This is a genomic window from Glutamicibacter sp. MOO4, assembly GCF_056934395.1.
In genome coordinates this window covers 155,501-174,431 of record NZ_CM167800.1, presented here as the reverse complement: position 1 = coordinate 174,431, position 18,931 = coordinate 155,501, and the positions used below count along the sequence as shown (strand labels likewise).

At 55.3% G+C, this 18,931-nt stretch carries 17 protein-coding genes; 10 read left to right on the top strand and 7 right to left on the bottom strand.

Features of this window, described 5'->3' with window-relative positions; translation table 11 throughout:
- Window positions 1-430 precede the first annotated feature (430 nt).
- Together AC1Z3F_RS00795 and AC1Z3F_RS00790 are read right to left on the bottom strand one after the other, a co-directional pair.
- Window positions 431-1,033, bottom strand: a complete 603-nt coding sequence (locus tag AC1Z3F_RS00795) for a hypothetical protein (protein WP_483566329.1) — start codon at window positions 1,031-1,033, stop codon at window positions 431-433.
- Complete coding sequence (locus AC1Z3F_RS00790) at window positions 1,002-1,532, bottom strand: hypothetical protein (protein WP_483566328.1); 531 nt, start codon at window positions 1,530-1,532, stop codon at window positions 1,002-1,004. Before AC1Z3F_RS00790 ends, AC1Z3F_RS00795 begins: the two co-directional genes overlap by 32 nt.
- Before the next feature lie 350 nt (window positions 1,533-1,882).
- Between AC1Z3F_RS00790 and AC1Z3F_RS00785 the strand changes: the two genes are divergently transcribed.
- From AC1Z3F_RS00785 to AC1Z3F_RS00765, 5 genes are all read left to right on the top strand, one after another.
- A complete protein-coding gene (locus tag AC1Z3F_RS00785; protein WP_483566327.1) occupies window positions 1,883-2,641 on the top strand; it encodes a LamB/YcsF family protein in 759 nt (252 codons plus the stop codon).
- On the top strand, window positions 2,638-4,236 hold the full coding sequence (locus AC1Z3F_RS00780) for a 5-oxoprolinase subunit B/C family protein (RefSeq protein WP_483566326.1): 1,599 nt from the start codon (window positions 2,638-2,640) through the stop codon (window positions 4,234-4,236). Before AC1Z3F_RS00785 ends, AC1Z3F_RS00780 begins: the two co-directional genes overlap by 4 nt.
- A gap of 15 nt (window positions 4,237-4,251) precedes the next feature.
- A complete protein-coding gene (locus AC1Z3F_RS00775) occupies window positions 4,252-5,991 on the top strand; it encodes an ATP-binding protein (RefSeq protein WP_483566325.1) in 1,740 nt (579 codons plus the stop codon).
- A gap of 51 nt (window positions 5,992-6,042) precedes the next feature.
- Window positions 6,043-6,735, top strand: coding sequence for a GntR family transcriptional regulator (locus tag AC1Z3F_RS00770; protein WP_483566324.1), 693 nt, complete (start codon window positions 6,043-6,045; stop codon window positions 6,733-6,735).
- Between the two features lie 372 nt (window positions 6,736-7,107).
- Window positions 7,108-8,097 carry an adenosine deaminase gene (locus tag AC1Z3F_RS00765; RefSeq protein WP_483566323.1) on the top strand — a complete coding sequence of 330 codons (990 nt, stop codon included), beginning with the start codon at window positions 7,108-7,110 and terminating at the stop codon, window positions 8,095-8,097.
- A 71-nt stretch (window positions 8,098-8,168) separates the two neighbouring features.
- On the opposite strand, the gene AC1Z3F_RS00760 is transcribed toward AC1Z3F_RS00765, so the two are convergent.
- Window positions 8,169-8,978 (bottom strand): putative hydro-lyase, encoded by an 810-nt coding sequence (locus AC1Z3F_RS00760; RefSeq protein WP_483566322.1) that lies wholly within the window; start codon window positions 8,976-8,978, stop codon window positions 8,169-8,171.
- A 12-nt stretch (window positions 8,979-8,990) separates the two neighbouring features.
- Window positions 8,991-10,211, bottom strand: a complete 1,221-nt coding sequence (locus AC1Z3F_RS00755; RefSeq protein ID WP_483566321.1) for an NRAMP family divalent metal transporter — start codon at window positions 10,209-10,211, stop codon at window positions 8,991-8,993.
- Between the two features lie 484 nt (window positions 10,212-10,695).
- Here AC1Z3F_RS00755 and AC1Z3F_RS00750 point away from each other — a divergent pair, with 484 nt between their 5' ends.
- The 3 genes from AC1Z3F_RS00750 to AC1Z3F_RS00740 are packed head-to-tail and all read left to right on the top strand — an operon-like array spanning window position 10,696 to window position 13,321.
- Window positions 10,696-11,448, top strand: coding sequence for an ATP-binding cassette domain-containing protein (locus tag AC1Z3F_RS00750; protein WP_483566320.1), 753 nt, complete (start codon window positions 10,696-10,698; stop codon window positions 11,446-11,448).
- On the top strand, window positions 11,448-12,728 hold the full coding sequence (locus tag AC1Z3F_RS00745) for a hypothetical protein (RefSeq protein ID WP_483566319.1): 1,281 nt from the start codon (window positions 11,448-11,450) through the stop codon (window positions 12,726-12,728). Before AC1Z3F_RS00750 ends, AC1Z3F_RS00745 begins: the two co-directional genes overlap by 1 nt.
- The gene (locus AC1Z3F_RS00740; protein ID WP_483566318.1) at window positions 12,725-13,321 is read left to right on the top strand and encodes a hypothetical protein; all 597 of its coding nucleotides are present in this window, start codon (window positions 12,725-12,727) and stop codon (window positions 13,319-13,321) included. Before AC1Z3F_RS00745 ends, AC1Z3F_RS00740 begins: the two co-directional genes overlap by 4 nt.
- Before the next feature lie 97 nt (window positions 13,322-13,418).
- Here the strand turns inward: AC1Z3F_RS00740 and purH are convergent, their stop codons facing one another.
- On the bottom strand, window positions 13,419-15,089 hold the full coding sequence (purH, locus tag AC1Z3F_RS00735) for a bifunctional phosphoribosylaminoimidazolecarboxamide formyltransferase/IMP cyclohydrolase (RefSeq protein ID WP_483566317.1): 1,671 nt from the start codon (window positions 15,087-15,089) through the stop codon (window positions 13,419-13,421).
- A 97-nt stretch (window positions 15,090-15,186) separates the two neighbouring features.
- Window positions 15,187-15,966 (bottom strand): hypothetical protein, encoded by a 780-nt coding sequence (locus tag AC1Z3F_RS00730; protein WP_131090267.1) that lies wholly within the window; start codon window positions 15,964-15,966, stop codon window positions 15,187-15,189.
- Window positions 15,967-16,116: 150 nt separating this feature from the next.
- On the opposite strand from AC1Z3F_RS00730, the gene AC1Z3F_RS00725 reads away from it, so the two are divergent.
- Both AC1Z3F_RS00725 and AC1Z3F_RS00720 read left to right on the top strand, forming a co-directional pair.
- The gene (locus AC1Z3F_RS00725) at window positions 16,117-17,454 is read left to right on the top strand and encodes an MFS transporter (RefSeq protein WP_131090268.1); all 1,338 of its coding nucleotides are present in this window, start codon (window positions 16,117-16,119) and stop codon (window positions 17,452-17,454) included.
- 143 nt (window positions 17,455-17,597) lie between these two features.
- Window positions 17,598-18,095 (top strand): hypothetical protein, encoded by a 498-nt coding sequence (locus AC1Z3F_RS00720; RefSeq protein WP_444612798.1) that lies wholly within the window; start codon window positions 17,598-17,600, stop codon window positions 18,093-18,095.
- A 145-nt stretch (window positions 18,096-18,240) separates the two neighbouring features.
- Here AC1Z3F_RS00720 and AC1Z3F_RS00715 read toward each other — a convergent pair whose 3' ends face one another.
- Window positions 18,241-18,792 carry a TetR/AcrR family transcriptional regulator gene (locus tag AC1Z3F_RS00715; RefSeq protein WP_483566316.1) on the bottom strand — a complete coding sequence of 184 codons (552 nt, stop codon included), beginning with the start codon at window positions 18,790-18,792 and terminating at the stop codon, window positions 18,241-18,243.
- Between the last annotated feature and the right edge of the window lie 139 nt (window positions 18,793-18,931).

Here is an 18,931-nt window from a genome sequence, read left to right as displayed (position 1 = left end):
ACCTTCTAGGCCTGGTGACTAGCGTGATGCGCAAGAGCTCACTGTTTAATCCCGCACACTCTTGGCATCGTTGAGAGTGCCTCGAAGCCGGCGACGGTCTGCGAGATTTCCTTGCAGTTGAGCTCGGTATGGGTGACGGGGTTCCCGTCGATCCGGAGGTATTCCCATCCACCACCGCCCTGGTGAGCGCTGCTGCCACCACCAACACAGCCAGTCAGCGCGAGTGCGGTCGTGATGGGCGAGTCGCGCGCTTCGCCGACGCGGCGCGCATCGCCCGCACGATGGGGCATGACACCCGCCAAGTACGTCCACCCCTCTGAGGCGTTGAGGGACGCGTGTGCGATAGGCATGAGCAGAGCCTGTTCTCTCAGCTGATAACGAAAGACCCGCCACCATGATCACAAGGTTTTGTTTATTGTGCTTTCACAGATCAATCGCCAGCACTTGGCGGGGGCCGGTCTTCATCTTTACGAAGCGACACAGCATCAACACCCTCAGTACCGAACAACTCCCGATACCTTTCCGGGGTGGCTGCGATAACCAATGAGTCCGGGTAAAGCCTACTTCCCCAGGCCACCTGGCCCTCAAGATCCCAAGCAAAATTCGGAACTGTCCGATCCTGAGACAAATCACGATCGACAATCAGGTCGGTTTCCCGGAAATGATTGCCGTCGATGGTTATTTTCTCACCAGAGAGCGCGTCCTGAGAATACCCTTCCCACCGTGCACACCGGAGTGTGAGCCCTTGGCAAAGCCGCCTCAGCACCCTGGCAGTAGATGCATCAAGTTCACCGACAGGAGGAATGGGAGATTCCTCGCCGCTGCACGGATCCGCCCAAGCCGACAGTAGCTCGTGCCAATCATCATCGGCTCGAAGCTCCCGCTCCCCCAACAGCATCGCGCTCCACCGGAATGGCACTTCTTGCAGCGTTCCAGGAAGAAAAAGCCTCAGCAGGGGAAGTTCGCGGTGGGACGTCGGAATATAGGACGCCGCGAGGAAACTATCTGGTTCGAATGGCCCAAGAATTGGCATAGTGGTTGATCCCTTCTGCTTTGTCGGGTGACTCTTGGGTAGGGTAAGCGACTTCCAGCACATGCATACCGATTGGGACTGATGCTCGACCAATCGTGACAATCGTCTGATCACCTGTGGTTGAATACGTGCACTCAGAGTCGCCAGCGCTGCAGATCAGCTCGCGATCGGGGATGTCTGATACTGGAACCTCATCCTTGAGGTCAGTGAAGGTCCGGAACCTCAGATCCATCGGAGTTCGTGGAGTATCGAGTGTCACTACGAGATCACCGGCCTCATCCATTGCTACCTCGTTGGTCGAAACGGATGACCTGTCTTCGGGGACAAAAGACTGCATTTTGCCGTCGATTCGCCCTTCACGTGTCCAGTTCATAACCATCTGTTTGTAACTCAGATTGAAATCTGCGGCGCGTTCCATGGCAGTTTCACCGGCAAGGAATCGGTCGACGATTTCCCTCTCGGTGTCGAAGGAGTAGTGCGTTTTAGTTGGTTTCTCCATGAGGCATAGCCTGCCATGTAACCACCACCGATTGTAGAGGGGTTTGGCCGCTTCAGAGCCCAAGTTGGCTATTGATGACGCTGTCTGATACCCATAGCCTTGCTCGAAGAGTCCAACGAGTTGTTCCCGTTGAAACTCGGATAGTGCGCTCTCAGCACGCCTGAAAATGCTCCCCAAAAGTTGTTGACTTTGACAGTCCAACTTTCGGGGAGCAGTTCGCTGGCCCCTCCGCGCCTTGTCGCCCGTGAATGAAATCGAAGCAGTACAAGAAACTTCTGCGCAGATTGTTGAACAATTATCGAAAGTAAGGCATCCTTTTACCAAGACATGTTTACGAGACGGGGATCACAATGCCATTCATAGACCTGAATTCTGACGTAGGCGAATCTTTCGGCAACTGGACCATGGGTGATAACGCCGCAATCTTCACCTCCGTTTCCTCGGCAAACATTGCCTGCGGTTTCCACGCTGGAGATCCGAGCACCATCGCGCAAACGTGCCGGGACGCCGTCAGCGCCGGCGTCACCATCGGCGCCCACGTTGGCTATCGAGATCTGGCCGGATTTGGCCGCCGTTTCTTGGACTGCTCAGCCACCGAACTAGCCGACGACGTTTTATATCAGCTCGGCGCACTTCAAGCGCTGGCTCGCAGCGCCGGCGCAGAAATCAAGTACGTCAAACCCCACGGCGCCCTCTACAACACCATCGTGCACCACGAGGTCCATGCCCAAGCCGTCATTGATGCAATCAAGGCTTTTGGCACCGACCTGCCCGTATTGCTCCTGCCTGGCTCGGTTGCCTTGCAAAAAGCCGAAGCTGCCGGATTACGAGGTGTCGCAGAAGCCTTTGCCGACCGTAACTACAACCCCGACGGCACGTTAGTTTCCAGGCGCGAAGCCAACGCCGTGTTGCATGATGCCCAAGAAGTCACCTCCAACATGGTTCGTCTGGCCACCGAAGGGACCATTGTCGCGGTTGATGGAAGCACCATCACCATGCCTGCAGAAAGCATCTGCCTGCACGGTGATACCGCTGGTGCCGTTGCCATGGCCAAGGCTGTGCGCGAAGGTTTAGAGCGTGCTGGCGTACAGATTCGGAGCTTTGCGTGAGCATCCGTGCCATTCATCGGGCAGGATCCCATGATCTACTCGTCGACCTCGATTCGCTCGACGCAGTCCTAGCTCTTAATGCTGCGCTGGAGGCCTCTCCCCTGCCCGGTCAGCTCGACCTGTTGGCCGCCGCGCAGACGGTGCTATTGAAGTTCGACTCCTGGCAGAATGCAGAACGTGCCAGCATGGCGCTGCCACATATGGAAGTAACAGTTGCCGTGAATGCTGCCGGCAAGCTGGTGGAAGTTCCGGTTCATTATGATGGTGAAGACCTCGCTGCTGTGGCCGAGCTGACCGGCCTAAGCACTGAAGCGGTTATCAATGCCCATACCGGACAGAAGTGGCGCGCAGTGTTCGGCGGATTTGCTCCCGGCTTCGCCTATTTACTGGGTGAGAATCAAGTGCTGAACGTGCCACGACGAGACACCCCGCGCACCAAGGTCCCGGCAGGCGCCGTGGCTCTAGCTGGCGAATACTCAGCCGTTTATCCGCGCCAATCCCCCGGTGGCTGGCAATTGATCGGACACACCGAGCTTCAAATGTGGGATCTGCAGCGCGGAAATCCCGCGCTGATCCGCCCCCAGGACACAGTCCAATTTGTTCCGGCTACCGAAAAGCTGTCAGTTAGTACGAAACCTCAGGCGAAGGATCTAGCCGCAGAAGCCTCCAACCTCGGCGGGCTTAGAATCATTGACGCCGGCCTACAGTCTCTACTGCAGGATGCCGGTCGTATTGGTTTTGGCAATCTCGGAGTGGGTGTCGCTGGCGCGGCGGATCCACTAGCTTTCCGCCAGGCCAATAGGTTGGTCGGCAACCATCGGGAAACAGCCGTGATTGAAAACCTGGGCAGTCGCATCACCCTCGAAGCATCAGAAGATCAAGTTTTGGCTCACTGTGGAGCCCAAGCTTCGCTGTGGATCACGCCAGCCGAAGATGACCCTATTCGCACCCCGCGTCAGGTTCTGAGCAACGCACCCTTCGCCTTGTTGCACGGCGAGCGCCTGAGCGTAGAACCTGATGGTTCAGGACTGCGTAGCTATCTGGCGGTGCGAGGCGAGATCGCAATAGAGCCAATCCTCGGGTCTCTGTCCACCGATACGCTCTCTGGTGTTGGCCCCGAACCGTTGGCAGCGGGAACCTTCATTCCGGTGAAGCAGCCGGATATCGGGCACATTGTGGGTAATCCGCAACCCAGCACATTGCCGATTGCCGATGAGCAAGACGTATATCAGCTGAAGATCATTGCTGGTCCACGGACCGACTGGTTTGGTGATGCTGGTTTGGCTCAACTCACCGCGCAGATCTGGAATGTCACCAGTGAATCGAACCGTGTCGGCATTCGCCTAGATACCGAAGACCAGCCACTGCAACGCACTAAGTCTGGCGAACTAGCCAGCGAAGGTGTGGCACGCGGATCGTTGCAGGTTCCGCCGTCTGGGTTGCCGGTTTTGTTCCTCGCGGATCATCCAGTCACCGGCGGATACCCAGTCATCGCAACTGTCACCACAGATGATCTCAGCGCAGCAGCGCAGCTTCCGCCGGGAAGCAAAATTCGTTTTGTCCTTCAGTCTCCTTCCGCTTTGTCGGCCAACTAAATTCTTAGGATTGTCATGAAAAAGGTTCTCATCGCCAACCGCGGCGAAATCGCAGTCCGCATCGCTCGGGCCGCCACTGATGCAAACATTGCCTCCGTTGCTATTTACTCTGACCCAGACGCTGATGCCTTCCATGTGTCTCTGGCTGACGAAGCCTATCCCCTGCACGGTTCAACGGGCGCAGAGACCTATCTGAATATTGAAAAGATCATCGATATTGCCCAGCGCAGCGGTGCCGACGCAGTACACCCGGGTTATGGGTTCCTTTCTGAGAACGCCTCCTTCGCTCAGGCGGTTATTGATGCGGGTATGAAGTGGATCGGTCCTTCCCCTCAGGCCATCGAAGATCTTGGCAATAAGGTCACGGCTCGAAAGATAGCAGTTCTCGCCGGAGCCCCGCTGGCTCCCGGCACCGATGGGCCTGCCGAGAACGCTGCTGAGGTTCGTGCTTTTGCCGAAGAATATGGTGTGCCTGTAGCTATCAAGGCCGCCTTTGGTGGCGGTGGCCGCGGCATCAAGATCGCTTACTCGTTGGATGAGATTACCGAGGCCTTCGAGTCAGCCACCCGCGAAGCTACTCTTGCCTTCGGCCGTGGCGAATGTTTTGTGGAGCGCTTCCTGTCCAAGCCGCGCCACGTTGAGGCCCAGGTCTTGGCCGATACCCACGGCAATGTGGTGGTTGTCGGCACGCGCGATTGCTCACTGCAGCGTCGTCACCAAAAGCTGGTGGAAGAAGCCCCGGCGCCGTTCCTCAGCGACGAGCAGCGTACCCGCATCCACGAATCGGCCAAGGCGATCTGCAAAGAAGCTGGCTACGTAGGAGCTGGCACCGTCGAGTATCTCGTTGCCCAGGACGGACTCATTTCCTTCCTAGAAGTGAATACTCGTTTGCAGGTGGAGCACCCGATTACTGAAGAGACCGCCGGCGTGGACTTGGTTGCCGAGCAGTTCCGCATTGCCGACGGCCTTCCCCTGTCTTTGACGGAAGATCCAACTCCCAAGGGTCATGCTTTTGAATTCCGCATTAACGCTGAAGATCCTGCCCGCGGGTTCCTTCCAGCTCCAGGTACGGTTGAGCGTTTTGAGGCTCCCACCGGTGCCGGTGTTCGTGTTGATTCTGGTGTTCGCAGTGGCTCAGTGATTCCTCCCTTCTACGATTCGATGATTGGCAAGCTGATTGTCCACGGTGCCGACCGTGCGCAAGCATTGCGTCGTGCTCGCATGGCGCTAGCTGAGATCAGGGTTGATGGTGTCCCTACCGTTTTGCCCTTCCACCGTGCGGTCATCGATCATGAAGATTTCAACGGCCCAGAGCTGAAGGTCTACACCACATGGATTGAGGACGAGTTCCTCAATGAGGTCGAGGCTAGTGACCAGATGGATCTGGACCAGCCAGATACCAGCCGCGAAACGATCACCATCGAGTTGGACGGCAAGGCGGTGCAGCTTGGTCTGCCGGCAGCGCTGACCAACGCATTGCGTAACCCATCTGGTGTGGCGCAAGGACAGGGCTTTCAGTCTCAGGAGACTACCGAGCAGGATGCCGCTGCAGTGCTTAGCCCGATGGACGGCAACCTCGTTCGCTTCGCTGTGGAAGACGGCGCCACCGTGTCCAAGGGGCAAACGGTGGCTGTTGTGGAAGCTATGAAGATGGAGTCCGCAGTGGCGGCTCATCGTGACGGCGTTTTTGCTCCGGGCACGTTGGACGTCGGCGCCGCGGTACGACGCTCCCAAGCTTTGGGGACCATCCAGTAACTTGGCTTCGGCTGTTCCTTGTCAGGTAACGAGTTGGGATAAATTGGACTAATGAACTCCAGCAGTAGCGTCTCCGCTCTTCCGGGCAAAGCACCCCATGCACACAGCAGCGTGTGGGCCGCGAATCTCCTGCGTACTCGTATCGCTGAAGGTGAGTTGCTACCTGGCGATAAGCTCTCGGAGCAGTCGCTAGCTGAGTCGTTGGGGCTTTCGCGCAATACCTTGCGCGAAAGCTTCACCTTGCTGGACAGCGAACTGATCATCACAAGAATCCCCAACCGCGGGGTGTTTGTGGCGTCTCCGGACGCTGATGATGTGCGTGAAATTTACGCAGTACGCCGCACCATTGAGCCTGCGTGCCTGGCATGGGGACCCGAGCTGGATTTGGACCAGTTGAGCAAGATCATCGTTGAGGCCCGGGCAGGTATGACGGCCGGTGATATCCCTCGAATGGCGAGCGCAAACCAAGCATTCCACCAGCAGCTAGTTCGTTCCTCGGACAGTTCCCTAGTTCAGGAACTCATGGGGCGAGTACTGGCACGAATGCGTTTAGTCTTCCACGCCATGAGCGATGCGCCAGACTTCCATTCACACTATGTGGAGCAGAACGCCAACTTGGTCAAGCTCCTTAGTGAGGGCAAGCGTTCCGAAGCAGCGACAGCATTGCGCGAATACTTAGATAAGGCCGAAGCTGAGTTGATAGAACATATCAATGCGTTGGGCAAGAACCACCCTACAGCCTAGCTTCAGGGCTCAATCTTGCGATTTCTGTCTCATCAAGAATTCAGAATTCCATTTCTCGGATCAACCAGTTCAACCCGGATCACTTTGTTTGTCATGCCGTTTTTGCTGTTCTGCTGATCAGTCAACGAGTTCGTCTTGCCGTTGAGTTTCCGTGAATTCCGGGCTTCTGCTCTGGCCCTGTTGCCTAGCTTGTTTACTCCGCTCACACCGGTTGCCGAGCCTGCCTTGAAACTAGTTTGTGGCGCTACATGCACACCCTCAACGCCTGGGCCCACCTAGATTGCCAGCGTAAGGTGGAAGGCAAACTTGCGAGTTCCTGAATAGACCAGCGAGCTCGCCTCTAAAGAAGTTACTGCTGAAAGGTTCCTCCCAGTGAACTTGCCCGTTGCCGAATTACATATCCATCTCGAAGGCACTTTGGAACCCGAGATGATCATGTCTCTGGCCGCTAAGCACTCAATTGAACTTCCTTACGGCTCAATCGATGAATTGCGCGCCCAATACGAGTTCAGCAACTTGCAGTCATTCTTGGACCTGTTTTACGCCAACATGCTAGTTCTGCGTACTCGCGAAGATTTCTACGAAATCACTATGGCGTATTTGCAGCGCGCGCATGCTTCCGGAGTACGACACGTTGAATTGTTCTTTGATCCGCAGGCCCATGTGGAGCGCGGCATGGACCTGACCGACGTCATTGCCGGGATTCGGGATGCCCTAGATGAAGCTCAAGAAGCTTGGGGAATCTCGCATAAACTCATCGCCTGCTTCTGGCGTCATGCTCCGGCCAGCGAGGCCTTGGCTCTGCTTCAAGAGATGGTTGCTAGTAAGTACAATATTGACGGCATCGGCTTGGACTCTTCGGAGTTGGGCTTCCCACCGGAACTATTTGTTGAAGTTTTTGATTTGGCGCGCGAAAGCGGCCTGCACGTTGTCGCCCACGCCGGCGAGGAAGGCCCTGCCGATTACATTTGGCAAGCCTTGGATCTGCTCAAGGTAGAGCGTGTGGATCATGGTATTCGTTGCTTAGATGATCAGGCTCTAGTTCAGCGACTAGTTAACGAGCAAATGCCATTAACAGTCTGCCCCCTATCTAATATCCGACTCCGCGCGGTGGATACGATGTCAGATCATCCGCTTCCGCAGATGCTGGAAGCTGGATTAAAGGTCTCGGTTCACTCTGACGATCCTGCATACTTTGGCGGATATATGGATGCCAACTTTGCCTCGCTGATGCAAGCTTTTGATTTCAGCACAGAGCAGTTGGCTCAGTTAGCCCGGAATTCCTTCGAGTCTTCATTCATCGACGACGTGGCAAAACAGGCTCGTCTGGCCGAGGTTGAGGCCTGGGTTCAACAACGCTGAGTTGAAGATTCAGATTAAATGAGTGCTGCGGCGCACCTCCGTACTAGGAAGTGCACCGCAGCATTTTTCGATTAAGGCACTTGGTACTGCGAATCTCTAATGTTAGTGATCAGCATGTGTCCCGGCGCATGGCCTATAGCCAATGAAGGTCGTGATTCCATGACCGCAGCTTGAGGAGTGACCCCGCAGGCCCAGAACACTGGAACGCTACCTTCGGGGATCTGAACCGCATCCCCAAAGTCTGGCTTCGACAAGTCGGTAATGCCCAATTCCTCAGGATTGCCAATGTGCACCGGTGCTCCGTGCACTGCCGGATACCGTGAAGTGATTCGAACGGCGTCAGCTACTTGTGAAGCAGGAACAGGGCGCATGGAAACAACCATGGGTCCAGAAATCGCCCCAGCAGTATTGCTCCTTGTGGTGGTCCTATACATGGGCACATTCACGCCCTGGTCAATATGAGCCACCGAAATACCGTTGTCCATCAAGGCCGATTCGAAAGTAAAAGAACAGCCAATGATGAAGGTGACCAGATCATCGCGCCAATATTCGCTCAGATCCGTGGGTTCGGCGATTTTTTCGCCGTTCTCGTACACCACGTATTTCGGGACATCGCTGCGGATGTCTCCCCCAGCAAGCAGTGCGCTAGTTACTTCCCCAGCTTCAAGCACTCCCAGCACTGGGCAGGATTTGGGATTGCGCTGAGCGAAGAGCAGAACATCAAAGGCCAGTTCTTTAGGCACGATCATCAAGTTCGCTTGCGCGTAGCCGGCACTGATTCCAGCAGTAGGAATTACTTGTCCTTCACGGAAGTACTCACGTGCCTGACTTGGCGTCAGTGCAGCTCGTTGGCTCCGAGATAGTTCGCTGATGTTGCCCATCTGGTTGCCACCCTAGCCCTGCCAGAGGGCAGCTAGACCGGACAGCGAGCTCCAGGCGAGGAAGACGCTAATCAGCCACGCAAGCATGCCTACGAACAGCAAGATCTTGGGGTACTTGTATCCGCCCATCAGATCCCGGCGACGCCAGGCGACCCAGAGTAGTACGGCAAATCCAACAGGGAGAATGAGCCCGTTGAAGGCACCTGCGAAGATCAACAGCGTTGCTGGAGCTTTTCCTAGGAGTAGGTAAATCACTCCGCAGACTGCGATGAAGGCAACAGTGATCAGGTTTCGGGTTCGCTCGGAGGTGGTTCGCTTGGTGATGAATGAAACCGAGGTGTACGCGGCACCGATAACGCTGGTCAGCGCAGCGGCCCAGAGGATGACGCCAAAAGCACGGATGCCGATGGGTCCTGCCGCGTGGCCGAATGCTTCCGCTGCCTTGTTATCGCTCACGAGGGCGACACCGCCGGCTACTACGCCAAGGATTGCGAGGAACAGCAGAACTCGCATAACGCCGGTGACGATAATTGCCAGAATGGAGACGTTCGAGATCGACTTGATGTGCTCAATTCCGCTGGTACCGGAGTCGATCATGCGGTGTGCGCCGGCGTAGGTGATGTAACCACCGACAGTGCCACCAATGAGGGTGGTAATAATCAGGAAGTCCACCTTTTCAGGCAGCACTGCATTCTTCAGCGCATCGCCAACAGGTGGCGCAGCAACGATAGCTACGTACAGCATCAAGAGGATCATGATTGCGCCCAGGAGCACGACGATGCGGTCCAAAGCCATTCCGGCTTTCTTGGACAAGAAGATCAGAATCGCAACGACAGCCGAGACGACGCCACCAATTTTTGCATCTACTCCGAGCATGGCATTCACGCCGAGGCCGGTACCGGCGATATTACCGATATTAAAGACAACGCCACCGATGAATACGAGTGCCGCTAATAGCCAGCCCACACCGGGCAGAACCTTATTGCCCAGTTCCTGAGCCCGCATGCCGGTTACGCCGATAACGCGCCAGACGTTCAGCTGCACAGCAATGTCGACCAGAATCGAAACGACGATAGCAAAGGCGAAAGCAGCGCCAATTTTTACGGTGAATTCGGTGGTCTGGGTGATAAACCCGGGACCGATGGCGCTGGTGGCCATCAAGAACATGGCTCCCAGCAGGGCGGTTCGCCGAGCTTTGGGGCTCATTTCAGTCTTGGACTCAGGAAGTGCCATGGTGACGTTCCAATGCGATAGTGGTGACAACTGTCACAGACTCAATGTAACCCACACGACATTACAGGTTGTTGAACAACCTTGGCAAGATGTTGTTGAACAATTTTATGTTTCGAAATCTTCACCCTTCACGAATGCGCACCACACCGGCAACCCGCTTGAGTCGACCGTTGAAACATTTTCGTTTTTACGTGACTCCTTTCACCTCCCAGAGGCAGGACTTGGGTTAGAACAGCGCATTAGGTCGATGTTTCTCCGGAGCGCGTTGTACAAAAATTCCCTAACTTGCACCAAATTTTTTGCGAAGGATCATTGTCGCCCTAATTTCAAATTGAGCCTGAGGTAAAAACGTCCGAATACCGGCTGATTTGTGCGTTTGCAGGGTTGTGTTTAAAGTAATTCTTCGTGCGGTGGGGGCTGCGACGCTGTCACGCAAGGATTTATTATGAACTTCAACTGCCGAGAGAGTTACTCAGACGTACTGATGAGCAGTGTAAGTATCAAGAACCTCTCGTTTTCGTATCCTAAAAGTTCCTTGCTTCTTGACGGCATCGATTTAACTTTTGGATCAGGGAAAACGGCAATACTCGGCCCCAATGGAGCAGGTAAGACCACCCTGATTTCTCTACTTGCCACCGCGCTGACACCACGGTTGGGAAGCATTCGCCTTGTTACCAGCACGATGGACATCAGTTCAAAGGAACTGCGCGCTTTCCGCAAGAACGTCGCGTGGCTACCGCAGGACTTCAGCCCAGTCGCAGGCTTATCGGCATTAGAACATGTTATGTATTCGGCATGGCTCAAGGGTGCCACCCGAAAAGAAGCAAGGGAAGCAGCTCCTGCTGCGCTGGAGCAAGTTGGACTTTCTGAGATGTCTAAGCGCAAGTCCACCGAGCTGTCCGGCGGGCAACAGAGACGTCTTGGCCTGGCGGGCGCGCTTGCACACGATGCCTCTGTCATCTTGCTCGATGAGCCAACTGCGGGACTCGATCCCAATCAGCGCGAAAGATTTCAAAGGATCCTGCAGGACATGGATCCCAAGAAAATAGTCCTCGTATCGACTCATCAGACCGAAGATATCGACGGAACCTTTGACGCTGTCTTTGTTCTTGATCAAGGACGCCAAAAGTTCCACGGCTACACAACCAAATTTATGGACCTAGGCGGCGGCCCCGACGTTGACCCGCGAGATCGAATTCGTGCGGCCTACGCTCAACTCGTTGTCGGAGAACGCTAATGCTTCCACTTACAAAACGACCGGCACTGTGGCTCTTACCAATATTCTTGATCGTTGCCTTCATCTATGTGGGCAGCTACACAGAACTGAATTTAGTCCTGGGCAATTCGGCCGCGGCCGTATCTGGGGCATCAAGCACGCTCTTGTTTTCTTGTCTATTGGCTTCGATCTGCGCAGCAATCGAGTCGAGCAGAGAGCGAAACAGTAGAGGAATCACTGAGGTCACCGCGCGCGGTTACCTCTGGCGAATTCTCGACAGGCTTTGGCCAAGCGTGGTGGCGGCTGCCCTGATCCAAGTCGCCATAGTTGCCTATCTAGTAGTTTCTGCTAGGCAGTTCCCTGAACCTAAACTGTGGCTTGTAGTTCTGGGATATCTACTGGCGATCATGGCCCATTCGTCCTTTGGATACCTCCTCGGACAATGGTTCCCTAGTCGCTTCGCGATTCCGTTAGCACTGGTTCTCAGCTACCTATTCCTTGCCTTCACCGGCGCTTCGGGATATTTTCCTGCTCATTATCTATCCGGAATGACCTTGAACGGTTGCTGCATGGCGGCCCAATCGCTGGACTACCGCGGCGTGTGGACCTTGATCGTATTTTCGTTGCTTGCCACCGGTGGATTCCTGAGCCTCGCTAGCAACAAAAATCCGCTACTCAAAAAGAAATCTGCTGGTCAGAATGCCCCGATGATATATGCCATCGGAACCTCGTTGCTGGTTCTCTCGCTGATCGCTGGGTTGTTTATTTCACGAGATATTGACGGGATTGCGGTGGTCAATGACGATGCAAGACAGCTCACTTGCACCGGGACAGGTCCGCAAGTTTGCCTCAACGACGTACAACGCTTTGGTGGGGATCGCAGCGATTTGGTGGCACGCAGCGTCCTAGCTTTATCCCAGATTGGTTTCCCCAAAGCTAAACGAGTGACCGCCGAACTCGATCATGATGCTCGCGTAGCTGAGACAGGTGAGCTGGTGACCTCATTCGAACCTTGGTACACAGATGAACAGGTTGTGTACGCAGCATCGAGTTCCTATTCCGCTGAGATCATCAACCACCTGTGCGAAAACGGTGACTTCGATAAGCAGTATCAGGCCTTTGAGATTTTGCAGGACTGGACCACGTCTTATGCACTTCACAAGGTCCTCGGCTCAGACGCAGTGGTCAACGATGAGGTACTGGGCTCCAAATCATTTGAACAACAGCGGGCGTGGGTGCTGAGGACTTACAAGCAACTGTCACGGTGTGAAGTTCCCACGTTGCCTCAGGGGTTGAAATGATTCTTGCGCTACGTACCCGGGGAATCGTTTTTTGCGCAGTCAGCGCCGTGGTGTGCGGTGTTCTGGCAGGGGCATTCGGCCAGCAGTTGCTGGCGATCCCGTTCTTAGGTTCTCTGTTCATGCCTACGGCTATGCCACTTCCGGTGATTCCTGCGCTATTACTCAGTGTCCTGATTGGAGCATGCGTTAGTGGCGCAAAGCGTGGATGGATGTCTAGTGCAGTGCACAATATCTGGGCGCATTCGACAGGTTTTGCCCTAGGCATCATGCTTCTTGCCACTGCTGTGTGTGCGCTTACCTCGGTGTTGACGGGTGTGGGTCAATTCCCCACGCTCTTGTTTGTTAGGGACTTGGCCAGCCTAGTGGCGCTGTGGTTTGTGGGCGTTATATTGGGAATGGGGAGCACAGCAACGGTTGTCCCGGTGGCCTACGTAGCCTTCTCCTCGGCCTTTGCCCGAAGCAAAAACGCAGATTTTTTCCCGTGGGCATGGATCATGCAACCGCATCCGTACTCCTGGTATGGGATTGCTTCGATAATTGCTGGCGTACTCGCCTCGGTGCTACTGATCAAGAGAAGACGAGCGCTTCGATAAACGTCCAAATCTAAAAAACAACTGACAACAAAAGACGCCGAGTATGAATCCTTACAGATTCATACTCGGCGTCTTTGCAGCGAGGCGCTATTAATTCCTAGTGGAAGAAGTGGCGTGCACCGGTGAAGTACATGGTGATGCCAGCTTCGTTCGCAGCTTTGATAACTTCCTCGTCACGTACCGAACCGCCTGGCTGTACAACAGCCTTGACGCCAGCGTCGATCAGGATCTGCAGACCATCAGCAAATGGGAAGAAGGCGTCCGAGGCAGCCACGGAGCCCACTGCACGTTGCTCCGAAGAAGCTGCATCAGCGTTCTCGGCGCCACCGGCTGCATCCGCGCCGGATTCGACCTTTACGCCCAGGGTGTTGGCGCGTTCAACTGCCAGCTTGCAGGAGTCGATGCGGTTGACCTGGCCCATGCCAATGCCCGTTGCTGCACCGTTCTTGGCCAACAGGATGGCGTTGGACTTTGCAGCGCGTACTGCGCTCCAGGCGAATTCAAGATCAGCCAAGGTAGCAGCGTCAGCAGCTTCGCCGGCAGCCAAGGTCCAGTTCGCTGGGTTATCACCATCAGCATCGATCTTGTCACCTGCCTGAATCAGCATGCCACCGGATACCTGGCGGAACTCGTTCTTGTTACGGCCATAGCCCTCAGGCAAAGCCAGGAGACGGATATTCTTCTTGGCCGAGAGAATCTCAACTGCTTCAGCTTCGAAGTCCGGAGCAATGACAACCTCGGTGAAGATGCCCTTGACGGTTTCAGCCATTTCCTTGGTTACCGTGCGGTTAGCAGCAATGACGCCACCAAAAGCGGAAACTGGATCGGTAGCGTGAGCCTTGCGGTGCGCATCAGCGATCGGATCAACAGCGTCATCCGAAGCTACAGCAACACCACATGGGTTGGCGTGCTTAACAACGGCAACAGCAGGCTTCTCGAAGTCGAAAGCGGCACGCAGTGCAGCATCAGCGTCAACGTAGTTGTTGTAGCTCATTGGCTTGCCGTGCAGCTGGTCAGCCTGCGCGATGCCGGCTGGTGCAGCCTCATCAACGTAAAGTGCCGCCTGCTGGTGTGGGTTCTCGCCGTAGCGCAAAGCTTCGGCGCGCTGCAGCGCAACGCCCGCATAGGCTGGCCAATCGATGACGCCGTCGCCGTCCTCATCGCGGAACTGGCTTGCGGTCCACGAAGCAACAGCGGTGTCGTAGGCAGCGGTGTGAGCGTAAGCCTTAGCAGCCAAACGCTGACGGGTCTTCAGATCAAAACCACCATCAGCAGCAGCTGCGATGACCTGTGAGTAGAAGCTTGGATCTACAACGATGGATACAGCAGCGTGGTTCTTTGCAGCCGAACGGACCATTGCTGGACCGCCAATGTCGATCTGTTCAACAACTTCGTCCTGGGATGCGCCGGAAGCAACAGTCTGCACAAATGGGTACAGGTTTACAACAACCAGATCGATCTGATCAATGTCCATCGAAGACAGAGTATCCATGTGCTCGCTAACGCGACGGTCGGCAAGGATGCCACCGTGGATACGTGGGTGCAGGGTCTTGACTCGACCGTCAAGCATTTCCGGCGAACCGGTCACCTGCTCGACCTCAGTCACAGGGATTCCGGCGGCAGCGATCTTCTTAGCGGTAGAGCCGGTGGATACCAGCTGAACGCCTGCGGCATGTAGTCCGGAGGCCAGCTCCTCCAGACCAGTCTTGTCGTAAACGGAAATCAGTGCGCGACGGATTGCGACTTTGTCCAGCACGGTCTTACTCACGAAATTTTTCTCCCGGCGGTGAGAATGAATGGGGCGGGTGGCGACTAGGCCACCGCCCTCATTCTAACCAAGGGATGACCCGAATATTCAGTTCGTGTCATGGTCCTTCGACAAGCTGAGCAAGCTGTGGGAAATACTTGGACAGTTGCTTGTCAGTCAGGCAAAGACGCAGAAGTTTCTCGGCATGATCTTCATCGGCTACATAACAAACCAAGTCTGCAGGGGTACGTTGCTGAAGTTCTTCTCGCAGGCTCTGTGCCACCGCAACAAGGGTGCGATAGTAGCGTTTTATGGTGACTTCCCAGCCTTCGTGCGCTGCGAGGTCGGTCATCGCATCGGACCAGAGGGTGGCTGCCGGGTCTTCGCATAAATCAATGGCTGACCAGTGCCAATCGCTTGGTTCCCACTTATCAGAATAGAAACTCTCAGAGTCGTCTGCATCGAGGCCTTCTTCAAGCGAGGCCAGAACCTGATCCAGATCTTCCTCATCATCGTTAAGGCTCGAGTCTTCCTCGTCGGTTTCCTGTTCATCCGCGTCAGAAATCACTATGGAGTCGTCATCGATTGTGACGTCTTCAGATTCGGTTGAACTACCAGGCTCCGCATCTTCGCGGTCTTCATAGTCGGCAGGCTCGTCAGCATCTTCGCCGCGCTCCACCAGTTCTTCTCTTGATGCCGTGACGCGATCACGTTCTAAAGCCTGTACCGAATTCAGCGCAAGCAACGGCATAGCGATGCTCTCGCTTTCTTCGGTGCTGACCCCGTGAAGGGCAATGGCATAGAAGTCTTGGTCGGGGTGTCCAGTAATTACTTCCGCCGCGTGCCGAAGGGCGGTCACCCGTATCGCCTCTTCGAGAGCGGCCCAATCTACTCCCATGCCCAGAGAGTACTCCCAATCAGGCGCTGAATGACAGACCTTGACGCGCCACACAAAGAAGCGTAGAGAGCTACGCTCAATTCACAGTTTTCGGTTATGCTTCGACGCGATACACACTACTTTCACTCGCATTGAGAAAGGCGCCCTTTCGTGTCTTCTGCTCTTCCGCCTACGGGCACCAACGTCGTACAAGAACTTCCCTTTAAGTGGAAGGTACAAGGCTCGATATTTATCATCGGTGGCCTCGGATTCATGTTTGATGCCTGGGATGTCACGCTCAACGGTGCATTAATTCCATTGGTCGCCCAAGAGTGGGGACTAGACCGGCCCACCGCAGCACTTTTGGGCACGTCAAACTTGGTTGGTATGGCACTGGGCGCATTTGTGTGGGGCGGAATTGCCGACCGGTTTGGACGCAAAAAAGCCTTCAGCCTGACGTTGTTGATGTTTGCAGTGTTCACCGTGCTCGGTGCATTCTCACCAAACTTCGGCTTCTTTGTGGCCTTCCGGTTCTTGGCCGGACTTGGGCTGGGCGGATGCATCCCGGTGGATTACGCGCTCGTTGGCGAGTTCACCCCAGCTAAGTTGCGTGGACGAGTACTTACCGCAATGGATGGCTGGTGGCCAGTGGGTGCTGCCCTGTCATTCTTCGTCTCCGGCTGGGTGATGGCCACAGCCGATAACTGGCGTTTGATTCTTGCTGTGATGATCCTTCCGGCATTTGTGGTGTTCTTTGTACGTCGTTCCGTGCCAGAGTCACCGTTGTACTTGGCTGCCAAGGGTCGCGAGGCAGAAGCTCGTGAAGTGATTGACTACCTAGTTGAACGCACCGGCGCCACCAAACGTGACTACGTCATCGAACAAGTGCCAGTTGAGCGTCCTGCCCGTTGGTATGAGCAGGTAGTTTCTCTCTGGCGTTACTCGTGGAAAATTACTGCGACCAGTTGGCTACTGTTCATCACTGTTCTGCTGGTTTACTACTTGGCACTGACGTGGCTTCCATCAATCTTGACCGAGGCTGGAATGGCGCAGTCCGCTTCATTCTTCGCCACCGCAGTCATGGCTCTAATGGGTCTACTCGGAGTGGTGATTGCCGCGCTCCTTGTTGAACGAGTTGGCCGCAAATGGCTGCTTGCCGTTTCCGCACCGCTCTCCGGACTAGTGCTGGTCATGGTGGCACTGAACCTGAAGGTTCCAGCTGCCGCAGTGGGTTGGGTGTTGGTCTTCGGTGTCATCGTTCAGGTGGCCATCCCCGTACTGTATGCCTACGTTTCTGAGATGTACCCGACTGAACTACGCGCCAGTGGATTCGGTTGGGCCTCAACCATGTCGCGCTTTGCTGCCGGATTTGGGCCGCTGATTTTCGCCGCGCTCTGGCCAGTGCTCGGTCTGCCTACGCTGTTCATTGCCGCGAGCGTACTGGTCACCTTGGCCATCATTTTCATGGCAAAGTTCGCGCCAGAAACCATGGGCCGCCAGCTGGGCTAGCGCACCTTGATCCATTGATGAACTCGATGCCTGACGCCAAGAGCCGACTCGTACAATTAGAAGATCACCACTCTTCAAGAGGTACAACGTCGCAATATCCTTGGCGGTTGGCATCGTGGAGCACAACGACGGGAAAATCACCGATGCAGTTTGACCAGAAGCAGCTCAAGGAAGATGGATTTACGGGCTTCCGCTCTGTGGCCACACTTGAAATCAATCGCATCCCGCACCGTCAAGGGATTTTTGTCGTTTTGGCGCCCTCGGACTATGAACCGCGGTACCTTAACCGCAGTACGGCTGGAACATTCAAGAAGAAAAACCCCTCGCTTAAACCCGAGCAGCTAGAAGCCGAATGGGTCCACGACACCGAAGTCCTATACATCGGAAAGGCCAGCCCAGGCAGCCAAGGCAATCGTGGGCTGCGCCGGCAGATTCAAGAATTCATCGACTTCGGCAATGGCAAACCACCAGGCCACTGGGACGGGCGCTTGATCTGGCAGCTGCGTGGAGCCGGAAAGCTCTTGATCGCGTGGAAAGAATTACCCGCCGAAGAGTTGAATGCTTCACTGGCTAAGTACCACGACAGCTTCCACGCACAGTACGGCAAGTTGCCCTACGCCAATTTGGTCCGCGCGCGGTGAAACGAAAGCGTGTGAAGAGGCGCCCTCGGTTTCGCTGGTTACGCGAAAATTGGGACGACCTCGTGGCACGCTTGCTGGAATTCTTCTCGCTAGGGCCGCGAAATTCACTGCTCAACTTCAGCGCCTTCGCCTACTCCATCCAGGGTTACGCCTTGAACCGGTCAAGCATTATCTGCACCAAACGCTCCTGAAGCTGTGGTGTCTGATTTTTGAAGGCTCGTGGCAACGGTCGAGTGGCTGCTCCAATGGCGGTGACCAGTTCTACGCCGTTCAAATCTCTGCGCACCAATTGTTGGTCTTTGGCCTGTTCAAGAACACGGTTTACTGCCTGAGCGCATTCACGTTGCACGGTCAGCACTCGTTCATTCAGAGTCGCAGGCAGGGCTCCCCCAAACGCTTCGCTGAGCGCACCAAGATCGAGGCGCACCAGCTGCTCCAAGAATTTACTCCACGCTCGTGGCTCTTGGGCCAAGTTTTCCCTTGCGAGGTGAGCCGCATCCAATATTTCTTGCAGGGTTGTCACGGTAACTTCTTCAACTAGCTCGGGGCGGGCCGCGAAGTTGCGGTACAAGGTACCGATTCCCACGTTGCTTCGTTCTGCAATGGTGTCCATGGCAACGTTGGCGCCGTACTGGGCAAAGAGCTCTCGGGCCGAACGGAGAATAGTTTCACGTCGTTGCAAAGCATCTGTGTGCATCAACCGGTTATGCTTTCCACGGTGTTGGCGGCGGTGGGGTTTACCCATCTGCCGCTCAGAGAGTCTTAGATAGATGTCCTATTTGGTCGGATCCAAAATTCAGTGATCTTTCCAGAAATTGCTAAGCGTTGCCACGGCG

Bases quoted from the DNA above. Each gene is read 5' to 3' on its own strand.
- AC1Z3F_RS00760 (WP_483566322.1), bottom strand. From the start codon at position 8,978: ATGGGCAACATCAGCGAACTATCTCGGAGCCAACGAGCTGCACTGACG.
- AC1Z3F_RS00715 (WP_483566316.1), bottom strand. From the start codon at position 18,792: ATGCACACAGATGCTTTGCAACGACGTGAAACTATTCTCCGTTCGGCC.
- AC1Z3F_RS00720 (WP_444612798.1), top strand. From the start codon at position 17,598: ATGCAGTTTGACCAGAAGCAGCTCAAGGAAGATGGATTTACGGGCTTC.
- AC1Z3F_RS00730 (WP_131090267.1), bottom strand. From the start codon at position 15,966: ATGGGAGTAGATTGGGCCGCTCTCGAAGAGGCGATACGGGTGACCGCC.
- AC1Z3F_RS00790 (WP_483566328.1), bottom strand. From the start codon at position 1,532: ATGGAGAAACCAACTAAAACGCACTACTCCTTCGACACCGAGAGGGAA.
- AC1Z3F_RS00750 (WP_483566320.1), top strand. From the start codon at position 10,696: ATGAGCAGTGTAAGTATCAAGAACCTCTCGTTTTCGTATCCTAAAAGT.
- AC1Z3F_RS00775 (WP_483566325.1), top strand. From the start codon at position 4,252: ATGAAAAAGGTTCTCATCGCCAACCGCGGCGAAATCGCAGTCCGCATC.
- AC1Z3F_RS00770 (WP_483566324.1), top strand. From the start codon at position 6,043: ATGAACTCCAGCAGTAGCGTCTCCGCTCTTCCGGGCAAAGCACCCCAT.
- AC1Z3F_RS00755 (WP_483566321.1), bottom strand. From the start codon at position 10,211: ATGGCACTTCCTGAGTCCAAGACTGAAATGAGCCCCAAAGCTCGGCGA.
- AC1Z3F_RS00745 (WP_483566319.1), top strand. From the start codon at position 11,448: ATGCTTCCACTTACAAAACGACCGGCACTGTGGCTCTTACCAATATTC.
- AC1Z3F_RS00795 (WP_483566329.1), bottom strand. From the start codon at position 1,033: ATGCCAATTCTTGGGCCATTCGAACCAGATAGTTTCCTCGCGGCGTCC.
- AC1Z3F_RS00785 (WP_483566327.1), top strand. From the start codon at position 1,883: ATGCCATTCATAGACCTGAATTCTGACGTAGGCGAATCTTTCGGCAAC.
- AC1Z3F_RS00740 (WP_483566318.1), top strand. From the start codon at position 12,725: ATGATTCTTGCGCTACGTACCCGGGGAATCGTTTTTTGCGCAGTCAGC.